The sequence below is a fragment of the Pseudomonas sp. RIT778 genome, assembly GCF_019718735.1.
GTDB classification, from domain to species: domain Bacteria; phylum Pseudomonadota; class Gammaproteobacteria; order Pseudomonadales; family Pseudomonadaceae; genus Aquipseudomonas; species Aquipseudomonas aphyarum.
This window is the reverse complement of the sequence record NZ_JAIHBA010000020.1, coordinates 71171-83303: the sequence shown is the minus strand read 5'-3', so window position 1 is coordinate 83303 and position 12133 is coordinate 71171. Positions and strand designations below refer to the sequence as shown.

The window sequence follows — 12133 nt, the reverse complement described above, 5'->3', positions numbered from 1 at the left end:
CCCTCGCCATCCTGCGGAATTTCAGACCTCCGCCTCCAGCAATTCAAATTTCACCTGATCGGGATAGAACGCCACGTAGTCCTTGATCTGGCTGACCGAAATCTTCGGATGTTCGTACGTCCACACCGCGTTCGCCCCTTCATGCCCTGGGACTTGCAGACTGAAATAGTTGGCGTCTCCCTTGTACGGGCAGTAGGTGGTGTGGTCGGTGCGGGCGAAGTACTTCTCGTCGATGTCCTCGCGCGGGATGTAGTAGACCGGCGGGTAATTGGCTTCGAGCAGCACCAGTGCTCGGGCCGAGGCGGCGACTTGTATGCCGTGGAATTTCACAAGCAGGCAGCCTGGCTGCTCGGCGATGGTGATGACGGGACTGGGACCGGAAGTTTTCATCGGTTTCTCCTGACTGCGGCGAAGAGAGCGTTTCAGGTATAACCCATGCGGCCGGATCACGCCGGGTTCGCAGCCGAACGGTTTTTGCCGAGCAAATAAAATCGTGATCTGTGGAGACTGTAACTTTGATGGTCACCAACTTGTGACAAAAATAACTCACACCCTGCCGTAGTTCGCCTTGACAGCGCCAGCCACGCGATGGAAATATCCCCTCCGTTATCGAGCAACTTGCAATTTCCGATAACCATGGACGCTCTCAAAAAAATAATGAAATGGAGTTTCAGCATGCCTTGCTTCCGCCAGTTACATTCTCCCTCCTTCATAAATACTTCATATTTCCCGCCCCCAGCCTGATCAATTGATCGCACGCTTTTACCCAGCGCGTTTTCCTGCGTGGCACATCTATCGATGCCAGAGAATAACTATGAAAGTAGTGAACAGTTCCGTCCTGAAAGAATGGTATGACAGGGAATACAGCGCTTGCGACAACGGCACCCTGTTCGGTGAGTTGCGCGATGAGTTCAAACAATTTCTGGCCAGTCTACCCGACGGCCCGGGTTGCGCACTGGAATTGGGTTGCGGCGACGGTCGCAACCTCACGGCCCTTGCCCGCAAGGGCTACAGCCTCAGCGGTGTCGACATGGTCGACAGCACGATTCAGAGTCGCAGGCACAATCCGTGGTTACGCGAGCTCGACTTTCAGCAGGCGGACATCCTCGACTATGACCCCGCCCCTGCAACTTACGATGTACTCGTCTGTTCCGAGGTGTTGCACTTCTTCAATCAGGAAGAACTTCGCATCGTGATGCCCAAGATCATCAGCGCTGTAAAACCAGGCGGTTATATATTTCTCGATCTGTTATCCGACCTGACTCGTTACTTCCAGGCAAGCGGTGAGCCTTTCATCTGGGACAAGGAAGCCGGATTATCCATTCAAGACAGCGAAGGTTTCTTTGATGCCTGGCTGGGTGATTTTGATATTTACGCCTTCAATAAGTTTTTCGATAAACAGAGTTGGCCATTGAGCAACTCTGAAAACTTGCCGATCGACCCTTACACCTGGCAAGGCACCTATGTTTCGGTGTGCGCAAAAAAACGCCATTAACTCCCCGAAGTTGTGCTTGAAAGGATATTGAGCCATGCAACTTTTTCATCAGGTCATCGCCGATAACGCCCGCCAATACCCGACCAAACCGGCCATTGTTCTGGATGGCGCCGCGACCTCTTATCAGCAACTGCAGCAACGAGCGGACGCCATCGCCACTCTGCTACCGAACCTGGGAGTCGCCCCGGGCGAACGCGTTGGACTGTATTCGGCCATCTCCGTCGAGCTGATCGCCGTCTACCTCGGGGTGCTTCAAGCCGGGGCGATCACTGCCGCCACCCATCACACGTTGAGTCGCGCAAAGCTGATTCATCAGCTCAAGCATTCGGGCGCCCGGGTGCTGATCACCGATTGCACCGACGACCTGCCCGGACTGATCGAGTCCGCCGGACTGGACCTGGTCCTGCTGACCGTTCCCGCCCCCGACGCTACACCAAAGATCATCCCGCTGGCCGATGCCCTTACCGCGCACCAAGCACAAAATACCTCGGTCACCGCCCCACTGGAGGCGCATCCGGAACGTCCCACCTCGATCTTCTATACCTCGGGTTCGACCTTCAATCCCAAAGGCGTGCTGGTCAATCACCGGATCATGCTGGCGGCCTCCCGCCGGGTGACCACTTACCTGCAGAACACCCCCGACGACCGCATCCTCAGCTACTCGACGCTAGCCTCCGACTACGGCGTCTACAACGTGATGATGCCGCTGTTCGCCGGCGCCACCAGCGTCATCGAAAGTCGTCCCGCCAGCAGCGCCGAAGATGTCCTCAGGGTAGTCGAGCGCGAATCCGTCACCGCCATGCACGTGTTTCCCCCGGTGTTTTTCCTGCTGGCCAATACCGGCTCGCAGTGGCAGACAAGGGTTCCGAGGCTGCGCTATATCTCCAGCAGCGGTCAGGCCCTGCACACCCGGCATATCCAGCGGATCCGCCAGGCACTGCCGCAAGTCCAAATCTTTTCCAACTACGGGCTCACCGAGTGCAAGCGCGTCAGTTACCTTCCCCCTGAAGAGATCGACCGCCGCCCGACGTCGGTGGGCAAACCCCTGCCCGGCGTCAGCCTGTATCTGGTCGACGAACAGGGTAGGGCCATCGACGAACCTGGGCAGGTCGGCGAACTGTTGGTGACCAGTGACTACCTGATGCTTGAGTACTGGAACATGCCCGAGGCCAATGCAAAGGCCTTCGTCCACGATGTGTTCGGCCATTCGCGGTTGTACCGCACCGGCGATCTGTTCAAACGAGACGCGGACGGTTACCTCTACTACGTGGCGCGCAAGGATGACGTGTTCGCGCGCAACATCTGGAACGTCAACCCGCGGGAAATCGAGCAGTGCCTGGCCTCGCATCCGGCCGTCGCCGAAGTGCTGGTGGTACCGGTCGCCGACGAATCCGCCGGGCACGTACCCAAGGCCTGCATCGTACTTGACATCGACCATCGCGAGACCAGCGAACAGGCCCTGCTCGATTACTGCAAGACCCGCCTGGACTGGCACATGGTGCCGACCCAGTGCGTATTTCTCGAAGCCTTGCCGAAAACCGACTCGGGCAAGTTCACCGCCAAAGGACTGATCTGACAGCAGGAGCTACCCCATGAACACTTGTCCGCAGCCGCCACTGGATGACATCAGTCTGGACCGGAACCTGCAACAAAGCGCCATGCTGAAACTGGCCGGGCACTTCCACAGTCTGGCCACGGGCGCCAGTCAGGTGCCCTTGCAGTCTCTGCACAGCCACTTGACGTCGGAGATCAAAGACCCACAGATCCTCGACTACCACGATCGTCTGATCAAAGGTGCGGGTCCTTTGTTCTCGCACTTTCTGGCCAGCGTGCCGTACATCCTCGAAGAACTGTCGAGGATCGGCGTGGCCCTGACCCACCTGGCCCGCACCAACACCCGAAGCGCCGACCAGACCTTCAGCCTGTTCGAGGTGGACGCTTTCGATGGCAGCAATGGCCGTGCGCTGGCCGGCCACTCGCAGGGCCTGATCCGCAGCTTCACCTCTTCGCCCAACCAGGCCAACCGGATTTCGTTCGATCGGCATGCAGACCCTGCACTGTCGCTGTTCTATCCGCAATCGGTCTTCAAAGTCAGCCCGGCCCTGCTGCAAAGCCCCGAATACGAACGCTTCGCCCAGGGATTCGATTTCATTTATGAAATGGCCGCGTTCCAGTTCTATACCCGCGATCGCGAGCGGCAAATCGCCCATATCAAGCAGTTTCTCAAGCCTGGGGGTCTGGTGTTTTTCCTGGAGAAGCTCAACCACCCCGACCCGCAGGAATACCTGCGGCGCGAGCAGATTAAGGACGAGGTGTTCAAGACCCGCTACTTCAGCGAGGAAGAGATCCGCTGGAAACGCCAGCAAATGCTCGAGCAGATGCAGAACGGTCAGGTCACCCTGGAGGAACTGGTCAGTGCCCTCTCGGGCCGTTTCAAGCATGTCCACTTGCTGTGGAGCAGCAGCAATTTCTGCGAATTCGTCGCCTCGGACGATCAGGAACAAATAGAACGCTTCCTTGGTCTGCTGGGCCCGGTGATACAACCCGCAGCGTTCTGTTTTGAAGGGGCGCGCCTTGGCAACCTGTCAGCGCCCCACGACGCTGCCGCGGAGTCAGGCGATGATTGATTGCACCGGACAAGCGTTCTACCACGCCGCATCACCTACCCTGTGCCAACGGGCCGTGGAGCACCTTCCGGCCTGGCGCGAACGCGCAGCGGCGGCGGAAAAAAACCGCCGTTTGAGCAGCAGCACCTTCAGCGAACTGTTCGCCGGCGACTGGCTGGACCTGCTCTCGCCACGTGCACCGGTCACCCGCAGTGGGCACTGGCCAACGCTTGTGGAAAGCGCGCGCATCGCCGCCAGAGCCTGTGCCTCCACGGGCTGGATGCTGGCCCTGGTGGGCGGCCACGCCTGCATTGCCCGGCGCCTGCCACCGACCTGTCAGGATCAGTTGTACGCCGAGGGCCCCCGGCAATTGTTCGCCTCGGCATCCGCCAGCGCCGACAGCCGGTTATCGTGGGAGGCCGGCGGTATTCGGGTCAACGGGCGATGGCGCTTCAGCTCGGGTATCGAAGACGCCACCTGGATGATGCTCAATGCCCCCTGCCCGAATCACCCGGAGGCCGAACAGGCCCCGCGCTTCCTGCTGCTGGTTGCTGCGGATGAAGTTCAGCGGCTCGACAGTTGGGACAGCTGTGGCATGGCGGCGACCGGTTCCCACGATGTACTGACCCACCAGTTACTGGTGCCCCACGAACGGGTGTTCGCCCTGCACGAGGTGTTTGCCCGGCATCCGCCTTCGTCCGCCACCGACTACATCGACCATGCGCCGTTGGTGCCCTACCTCACGACCTCGATCATTGGCCCGCTGCTGGGTTGCGCCGAAGGTGCCCATGCCGCGTATGTGGCGGCGCTCGCCGGATCGGCCCTGGCGAGCGATCCACGGATCGCCGAGCAGACAGCTCACTCGGCGGCGCAGTTGTACAGCGCCGGGCTGTTGTATGAATCGCTGGTTTCCCGACTGCATGAAGCAGGTATTCAGGATCGCCCACTGGACGCCGGGCAGGTGTTACAGCTCAAGCGCGACCGGGCCTATCTGGCACAGCAATGCGTGCAAGCGGTACGGCGTCTGGTGGAACGGCTCGGCGCTTCGTCGCTGGTGGCCGGCAACCCGCTCCAGCGTCACTGGCGAGATGTCCAGGCCATCGCCGCGCACCGCGATCTGGTCTGGAGCGACGCAATGCTGGCTTGGGGCGAGGCCCTCCTGCGCGCCACCAATGCCGGCGCCGAACCGGCCTGACCGTTTTTCACTATCGACTTTCTCAGAGAGGCTCACATGTTCATTCGCAACAAATCCGAAGTAGAAAAAACCCCGTACTTCGTCGAATGGGGCGCCGGCACCAGCCATCGCCTGCTCACCGAACGCGATGCCATGGGTTTTACCCTGTGTCACACCGTGGTCCGCGCCGGCACCGAATCGCTGTTGCACTATCGCAATCATCTGGAGGCGTGCTATTGCATTGCCGGGGAAGGCGAAGTCGAAGATATGCAGGGAAATATCTACCCGATTCGGCCTGGCGATGTGTATGTGCTCGACCAGCACGATCGCCATTATCTGCGCGGGGGCAAGGAACAGGATCTGATTCTGGTCAGCGTGTTCAACCCGCCCCTGCGTGGCGACGAGCGACATAACCTCAACGACAGCTCGGGCTCGGCTTACTGATGTTGCGGCAGCCCCGCCAGGCCGCCCACCCACAGGAGTGTCATCATGCGTAAGGATTACCTGGCTTTTTTCATCTCGCTGTTCCTGTCGCGGCTGGCGGATCAGATCCTGTTGTTCATCGTGCCGTTGGTGGTATTCCAGACCACCAACAGCGCGTCCTGGGCGGGGCTCGCATTCTTCGTCGAGTCGCTGCCTCGCTTTCTCGCGTTTCCGCTGTGCGGGGCCCTGTGCGACAAGTTCTCGCCCATCAGAATCCTGCACATCAGTCAGGTCTACCGGGCGCTGCTCTGCGTGCTGGCAGTAGGGCTTTATGCCGTCTTCGGCGGTATCGCATGGCTGGTGGTGCTGTCAGCGCTGTGCGGCGTGCTGACGACTCAGGGCATCATGGCCCGCGAAGTGCTGATGCCGCATATCTTCCAACACTACAGCTACACCAAAACCCTTTCCTACTCGCAGATAGCCGACCAGACCGGACTGGTTCTGGGGCCCTTGGTGGCGGCATTGCTGCTGGAGGTTTCGGCCTGGCACTGGGTGGTGCTGTGGGTGGCCGGACTGTTCCTGCTGGCCGACCTCAGCATGCTGGTGTGGCAACGTTTCAGCCGTATCACCCTGGAGGTGTTCGAGCAGCATCAGGACATCTGGCTGCAGCCTCTGCGCATCGCTTTCAGGCATATCCGCGAACTGGCGGAGCTGAAAAAGATCATCACCCTGGCAGTCGGGGTCAACCTGATTGTCGGGGTCACCCTGGCCACTTCGGCGGCCATGGTGCTCGGTCAATACAGCGCCGGCAAGGACGACTACGCCGTGCTGCAAGCGGCTGGCGCGGTGACCACCATCGTGATTCTGTTTTTCCTCGCCCGGGTGGTATTGCCCTTGCGCGTACTGGGTGGCGTTGCCTATTCGATGCTCGCCGCCGGCGCCTTCATCAGCGCCCTGAGCCCGAACCTGGCGGGTTATGTGCTGGGTTTCCTGCTGATCGTCGGCTTCGACAAGATGTTCAACGTTTACATGCGCAGCATTCGCCAGCGAGTCATTCCCCCTCAGGACTTCGGCAAGACCGTGGGCGTGATCACCCTGCTCAACAACTTGTCGCAACCGCTGGCCGGTCTGCTGGTCGCACTGCTCGCCGCGCCATTGGGGACGCAACGTGTGATTCTGATTCTGGCCGTGCTGGCGACGCTGCTGGGCGTGGCGGCTCTCTGGTGGTTTGCCAGAGTACGTAATGCCCACGCCACGTCGATCCTCGAGACCGAGCAGTAACGGATTTCACTGTCGTAGAGCGATGTCCAAAAACAAAAAAACCGCAGCCTGCGAAGGACTGCGGTTTTTTCGTTTCAGATTTCCGTTTTCAGATCAGGCGACGATATCGGTCGCCACGGCCTGCCCCACCACACCCACGGCGAAATCCACCGAACCCTGGCCTGTGAGGTCGATCATCAGGCTGGTCTGGTTGGTCTGTTCGAAGTACGTGAGGATCGCGTCGCCGGCGTGCCCGGTGAAGCCGCTGACGAAGTTCAGCGTGGCTGCGCCGGTGGCGAACCCGGCGATGCCCGACAGGTCGATCTTGTCCAGGCCGCTGGTGAAATCCATGATCCAGTCCGGCGCGGTCATGGTCGAGTCGCTGGCCGCGCCGAACACGAAGGTGTCTGCGCCTTCACCGCCCCACAGCGAATCACCGCCGCCACCGCCGTAAATGATGTCGTTACCGGCACCGCCGATCAGGTCGTTGGCCGCCGCGTTGCCGATCAGCAGGTCATTGCCCGAACCGCCAATGGCGTTTTCCACGGTCACGCCGTGGGCGATGGACACGTTGCCCACCAGACCGCCAACATCGGAGAACGAGCCTTCGTTGAGGTTGATCTTCTGGTTCTGGTTGAAGCCGGAGAAATCCAGCGTGTCGTTGCCGCCGCCGTCCCACACCGAGAACACCACTTTGGAGGTGTTCTCGGTGGCGCTGTAGAAGTCGCGATCGGCGTTCGAGTTGAAGCCGTACACGGTGTTGTCGGCACGGGTTTCGAAGTTGGCGCCGTAGAGTTTCTGCACAGCGACGATGTCGTCCATCAACGGTGCCGAGGCGTAGGCACCGCTGCCGTCCTTGCTGAAGTTCTGGTCGGTGTTGGCCTCGCTCCAGTAGCTCATCAGGCTGTAGCCACGGGTGTCTTCGGCGTATTTGGCGTCACCGTAGGTCGGGTTGCCGTTGCCGGCGTTGTAGGCGCCCGGGTGCGACAGGCCAAGGGTGTGGCCGATTTCGTGGGTCAGGGTCTGACGCCCGTAGTTGTTGGTGTCCGGAGTCTTGTTGACCTGGTATTGATCGTTGATCAGGTACCACGATTGGCCGTCGTAGCTGCTGCCCTGTGGCAGGTAGGCGAACGCTGCGCCGCCGGTGCTGACGTCGTAGTTGCCGAAGGTCATGTGACCGTCGCCACCCTTGCCTTCGGTGAAGGTGACATTGGCCACGTCCGACCACGATTGCATCGCCAGCACGGCCTGTGCTTTCTGCTGGGCGCTGAACTCGCTGAAGTTGCCGAGTTTCGGGTTGTAGTTCGACGGCTTGTCGGTCAGGAACGTGTAGGTCAGATCAATCTTGCCGTCGGCATTCTTATCCTGCCACGACATGCCCTTGCGCAGGATTTCGTCGGCGGCCTGGTCGGCGGTGAACGACGGTTTGCCATTGACGGTCCCGGTGCCACGGTCATACAGGTGGCTGAAGGTGTCGACGGCGGTGAAGGCGCTGCTGGCCTGGGAGGAAGGTTGAGACATGGTGTACGTCCTTGTTTCTGAAGAGTCAGTATCAGACAGAAAAACGGCGATCTTCTGGCGAGATCGTCCTGTCACTCGCCCTGTTAGGCAGATTGAACCTGCCACAGCCGCCAACGGGGGCGCTAATCAATTTCTCGATAGCGTCCCGGATTGCCCCGACGCGGGCTGTCATGACCGGCAATCCTTTTATCTGTATATCCATACAGATAAAAGTTGCCCGATCGCCCGACTCAGGCCATCCTGTGCGCCTCTTCGGGCAATGATCGACGACGGTGGTTATGCGGCTGTACCTCTGTGAAAAACCCTCCCAGGCCAAGGATATTGCGGCCGTACTCGGCGCAAAGCGTCGGGGCGACGGCTGCTGGCTGGGAACGGACGTCACGGTGACGTGGTGCATCGGCCACTTGCTGGAAACCGCCCCGCCGGACGCCTACGACGCCAAATACAAGCGCTGGGTACTGGCGGACCTGCCGATCATCCCGGACAAATGGAAAATGACCGTCAAGCCGCGCACTGCCAGCCAGTACAAAGCGGTCAAGCGCCTGCTCGGCGAGGCCAGCGAACTGATCATCGCCACCGACGCCGACCGCGAGGGCGAGATGATCGCCCGGGAGCTGGTCGAGCACTGTCGCTATCGCGGGCCGATCCGCCGTTTGTGGCTGTCGGCGCTGGACGAAGCCTCGATTCGCAAGGCGTTGGCGGCGCTGAAACCGGGCGCTGAAACCTTCAGCCTGTATCACTCGGCACTGGGGCGCTCGCGGGCGGATTGGCTGATCGGGATGAACATGAGTCGACTGTTCACCCTGCTTGGCCGGCAATCCGGCTATCAAGGCGTGCTGCCGGTGGGCCGCGTGCAGACGCCGACGTTGCGGCTGGTGGTGGATCGCGACCGCAGCATCGCCGATTTCGTGCCGGTCGCGTATTGGGCCATCGATGTGCAACTGCTGCACAACGGCACGCCGTTCACGGCGCAATGGCGTGCGCCGAACGATGCCTGTGACGATCAGGATCGCTGCCTCAATCAAGCCCTCGCTCAGCAAGCAGCCGCCGCAATCAGCAGCGCTGCCAGCGCCCGAGTGGTCAAACTGCGCACCGAGCGCATGCGCGAAGTGGCGCCCCTGCCCTTCGATCTGGGCACCTTGCAGGAAGTCTGCTCGAAGAAGCTCGGCCTCGGTGCCCAGGAAACCCTCGACATCGCCCAGGCCCTCTACGAAACCTACAAAGTCATCACCTACCCGCGCAGCGATTGCGGCTACCTGCCCCTGAGCCAGCACAGCGAGGCGCCGGGGATTCTCGCGGCGTTGCGTCAGGCCGACCCTAGCCTCGAAGCGCTACGCGAGCATCTGGAGCCGCAACGCCGCTCCCGCGCCTGGAACGACGCCAAGGTCAGCGCTCACCACGGCATCATCCCGACCGCTGCCGCGAAAAATCTCGAACGCCTGACCGGCAAGCACCGCGCGGTCTACACGCTGATTCGCGCGCGGTATCTGGCGCAGTTCCTGCCCAATCACGAATACGACCGCACCCAGGCCGATTTCGATTGCGCCGGTGAAGCCTTGCGCGCGGTTGGCAAGCAGATCATCGAACCGGGCTGGAAACGCGCGTTGCCCGAAGCGCTGGCACCGGCCAAGGGTCGTGAAGCGCCGGCCCCGCAAACCTTGCCGACGTTCACCCAAGGCGCCGAGTGCGCAATCGCAGACGTGAAACTCAAGGACCTGTGGACGCAGCCGCCCAAGCCCTACACCGAAGGCGACCTGATCAAGGCGATGAAGAACGTCGCCAAACTGGTGGAAGATCCGCTGCTCAAGCAGAAACTCAAGGACACCACCGGCATCGGCACCGAAGCCACCCGCGCCTCGATCATTCAAGGGTTGCTGGATCGTGGTTATCTGGTGAAGAACGGCAAGGCGCTGTCCGCCACACCTGCCGCGTTCAGCCTGATCGACGCCGTGCCGCGCGCAATTGCCGACCCCGGCACCACAGCGATCTGGGAGCAGGCGCTGGACATGGTGCAAAGCGGCGAGATGAGTCTGGAAGAGTTCGTCACCAAGCAGGCGGCGTGGATGAGCAAGCAAGTGACCCGCTGTGCCGGGCTGAGCCTGACCATCAGCGGCCCGCCGCCCGCAGGCAAGGCCGCTGCGCCGTGGAAGAACAAACGCAAGACCACCCGGCGTAAAACCACCGGAACCAGCAAACGCTCGGCGAAACCGGCAGCCAAATAGCCCGCCGCACGCTACTGTTTCTGCAGTGATGGTCAGGAGTCAGCGGCATGTCTGTCATCGAACTGCGCGTCGCCCGGCGCGACGAACTGGACACCCTCGAAAACCTGATGCAGTTCTACACCTATGACTTCAGCGAGTGGCTCCCGCTGAAGCTCGGCGGGCATGGGTTCTTCCCGATCCAGTTGAAAGACGATTACTGGCGCCAGCCGGCGACGCGACCATTCCTGATCCACGTCGACGGCGAACTGGCGGGATTCGTGACCGTGGATGACCACCTCCTCATCGAAGGCGCCGACTACAACATCGGCTATTTCTTCGTCAGCCGACGCTGGCGTGGCCAAGGCGTCGCGCAGTTTGTCGCCTCTGCCCTCTTGAGCCACCTGCCCGGTCGATGGCAGATTTTCCATGTCGACGCCAACCTGCCTGCACAGCGGTTCTGGGCCCGGCTCATCCCCGAGCTGAGCGGCGGCGACTTTACCCGCCAGACCAAAACAGTGGACGGCTATCCCTGCACGTTCTACTGCCTGCGCAGCCCTTCTCCCGCTGCTTGAAGCCCCCTTTTTTCATTCCAGAATGACTTTGTCCGACAATATGTAGTGACCAAAAATAATCACTACAAAACCGTTGACGGCGTCGTTTTGCTTTTGCATGATGCAGACGTCTCCCCGATCGGGAGCACTGGCAACACGCTTGAGCAAGCTCGTCTGACCGCCGAGCTGTTTTTTCCGGATACACGCTGCCCACAAGGCAGATTGAAGAAGCTGACCTGGCCTGAACGTCCAGTACAAGGACGAGAAGCGCTGGCGAAAATTCTCAAGACGCTTGTGGTCGACCCTGAAAACGTCGTCAAGGAGCCTCCCGGTTTTCGCTGCTTCTCCTCGTTGTGACGCTATTGCGTAGCAGTTATTCAACACGACTACATGCAACAGACGCATGACCCCGTACTTCACACGGGCGACCGCTGACGTCCTGGTTTCGGTGCCAGGGATCAACTAACCGATGGGCTACCTGTATTAGCGAATCAACTTTGAAAGATCACCAGACTGGTCAAGGGGCAATATCATGAATCTGAACAATCAACCTACTATCGAAGAACTGGCTCGTATGTTCGCTGCGCAAAAAGACAGCCACGACAGCCATATTCTGTGGATCAGCAAGTCGGGTCAGGTCCATATCGACTGCCTGTCGCCCCATGCTGGTGAAGAAGAGTTCGACCGGAACAACCAGAACCTGCTGGCCCGCCTGAAGATGTACCGCCGCGGCCACGGCTATGTCGGCAAGAAAGCCGCGGCCGACAAGGACTTCATCGGTAATGTTCTGCAAACGCTGAAACAGGCGTGGGACTCGATGCAGAACAAGAACGAAGTTCGGGTGATTGATCGGTTCTACTGAGTTGTAACTTCAATAAACAAAAGGGCCTGCTTCCGATAAG

At 60.2% G+C, this 12133-nt stretch carries 12 protein-coding genes; 9 read left to right on the top strand and 3 right to left on the bottom strand.

Annotation, left to right across the window (positions count from 1 at the left end; genetic code table 11):
* Positions 1 to 21 precede the first annotated feature (21 nt).
* On the bottom strand, positions 22 to 390 hold the full coding sequence (locus K5E37_RS15180; protein ID WP_085602857.1) for a DUF427 domain-containing protein: 369 nt from the start codon (positions 388 to 390) through the stop codon (positions 22 to 24).
* A gap of 424 nt (positions 391 to 814) precedes the next feature.
* On the opposite strand from K5E37_RS15180, the gene K5E37_RS15175 reads away from it, so the two are divergent.
* Genes K5E37_RS15175 through K5E37_RS15150 form a run of 6 tightly spaced genes read left to right on the top strand, consistent with a single transcriptional unit; the run spans position 815 to position 6979 of the window.
* Complete coding sequence (locus K5E37_RS15175) at positions 815 to 1495, top strand: bifunctional 2-polyprenyl-6-hydroxyphenol methylase/3-demethylubiquinol 3-O-methyltransferase UbiG (RefSeq protein WP_221534303.1); 681 nt, start codon at positions 815 to 817, stop codon at positions 1493 to 1495.
* Positions 1496 to 1529: 34 nt separating this feature from the next.
* On the top strand, positions 1530 to 3071 hold the full coding sequence (locus K5E37_RS15170; RefSeq protein WP_221534301.1) for a class I adenylate-forming enzyme family protein: 1542 nt from the start codon (positions 1530 to 1532) through the stop codon (positions 3069 to 3071).
* A 16-nt stretch (positions 3072 to 3087) separates the two neighbouring features.
* Positions 3088 to 4122, top strand: coding sequence for a class I SAM-dependent methyltransferase (locus K5E37_RS15165; RefSeq protein ID WP_221534298.1), 1035 nt, complete (start codon positions 3088 to 3090; stop codon positions 4120 to 4122).
* Positions 4115 to 5296, top strand: coding sequence for an acyl-CoA dehydrogenase family protein (locus K5E37_RS15160; RefSeq protein ID WP_221534297.1), 1182 nt, complete (start codon positions 4115 to 4117; stop codon positions 5294 to 5296). Before K5E37_RS15165 ends, K5E37_RS15160 begins: the two co-directional genes overlap by 8 nt.
* 36 nt (positions 5297 to 5332) lie before the next feature.
* A complete protein-coding gene (locus tag K5E37_RS15155; protein ID WP_085602846.1) occupies positions 5333 to 5719 on the top strand; it encodes an ectoine synthase in 387 nt (128 codons plus the stop codon).
* A gap of 45 nt (positions 5720 to 5764) precedes the next feature.
* Positions 5765 to 6979, top strand: coding sequence for an MFS transporter (locus tag K5E37_RS15150; protein WP_085602844.1), 1215 nt, complete (start codon positions 5765 to 5767; stop codon positions 6977 to 6979).
* 93 nt (positions 6980 to 7072) lie between these two features.
* On the opposite strand, the gene K5E37_RS15145 is transcribed toward K5E37_RS15150, so the two are convergent.
* A complete protein-coding gene (locus K5E37_RS15145; protein WP_221534295.1) occupies positions 7073 to 8479 on the bottom strand; it encodes a serralysin family metalloprotease in 1407 nt (468 codons plus the stop codon).
* 278 nt (positions 8480 to 8757) lie between these two features.
* Between K5E37_RS15145 and K5E37_RS15140 the strand changes: the two genes are divergently transcribed.
* Together K5E37_RS15140 and K5E37_RS15135 are read left to right on the top strand one after the other, a co-directional pair.
* Positions 8758 to 10701 carry a DNA topoisomerase III gene (locus tag K5E37_RS15140; RefSeq protein ID WP_221534294.1) on the top strand — a complete coding sequence of 648 codons (1944 nt, stop codon included), beginning with the start codon at positions 8758 to 8760 and terminating at the stop codon, positions 10699 to 10701.
* 47 nt (positions 10702 to 10748) lie between these two features.
* On the top strand, positions 10749 to 11252 hold the full coding sequence (locus K5E37_RS15135; RefSeq protein ID WP_221534292.1) for a GNAT family N-acetyltransferase: 504 nt from the start codon (positions 10749 to 10751) through the stop codon (positions 11250 to 11252).
* 12 nt (positions 11253 to 11264) lie between these two features.
* Here K5E37_RS15135 and K5E37_RS15130 read toward each other — a convergent pair whose 3' ends face one another.
* Positions 11265 to 11636, bottom strand: coding sequence for a hypothetical protein (locus tag K5E37_RS15130; protein WP_052026217.1), 372 nt, complete (start codon positions 11634 to 11636; stop codon positions 11265 to 11267).
* Positions 11637 to 11763: 127 nt separating this feature from the next.
* Here K5E37_RS15130 and K5E37_RS15125 point away from each other — a divergent pair, with 127 nt between their 5' ends.
* The gene (locus K5E37_RS15125; protein WP_085602835.1) at positions 11764 to 12093 is read left to right on the top strand and encodes a hypothetical protein; all 330 of its coding nucleotides are present in this window, start codon (positions 11764 to 11766) and stop codon (positions 12091 to 12093) included.
* The last annotated feature ends 40 nt before the right edge of the window (positions 12094 to 12133 follow it).

Bases quoted from the DNA above. Each gene is read 5' to 3' on its own strand.
- K5E37_RS15170 (WP_221534301.1), top strand. From the start codon at position 1,530: ATGCAACTTTTTCATCAGGTCATCGCCGATAACGCCCGCCAATACCCG.
- K5E37_RS15160 (WP_221534297.1), top strand. From the start codon at position 4,115: ATGATTGATTGCACCGGACAAGCGTTCTACCACGCCGCATCACCTACC.
- K5E37_RS15140 (WP_221534294.1), top strand. From the start codon at position 8,758: ATGCGGCTGTACCTCTGTGAAAAACCCTCCCAGGCCAAGGATATTGCG.
- K5E37_RS15125 (WP_085602835.1), top strand. From the start codon at position 11,764: ATGAATCTGAACAATCAACCTACTATCGAAGAACTGGCTCGTATGTTC.
- K5E37_RS15175 (WP_221534303.1), top strand. From the start codon at position 815: ATGAAAGTAGTGAACAGTTCCGTCCTGAAAGAATGGTATGACAGGGAA.
- K5E37_RS15135 (WP_221534292.1), top strand. From the start codon at position 10,749: ATGTCTGTCATCGAACTGCGCGTCGCCCGGCGCGACGAACTGGACACC.
- K5E37_RS15150 (WP_085602844.1), top strand. From the start codon at position 5,765: ATGCGTAAGGATTACCTGGCTTTTTTCATCTCGCTGTTCCTGTCGCGG.
- K5E37_RS15155 (WP_085602846.1), top strand. From the start codon at position 5,333: ATGTTCATTCGCAACAAATCCGAAGTAGAAAAAACCCCGTACTTCGTC.
- K5E37_RS15145 (WP_221534295.1), bottom strand. From the start codon at position 8,479: ATGTCTCAACCTTCCTCCCAGGCCAGCAGCGCCTTCACCGCCGTCGAC.
- K5E37_RS15180 (WP_085602857.1), bottom strand. From the start codon at position 390: ATGAAAACTTCCGGTCCCAGTCCCGTCATCACCATCGCCGAGCAGCCA.
- K5E37_RS15130 (WP_052026217.1), bottom strand. From the start codon at position 11,636: ATGCGTCTGTTGCATGTAGTCGTGTTGAATAACTGCTACGCAATAGCG.
- K5E37_RS15165 (WP_221534298.1), top strand. From the start codon at position 3,088: ATGAACACTTGTCCGCAGCCGCCACTGGATGACATCAGTCTGGACCGG.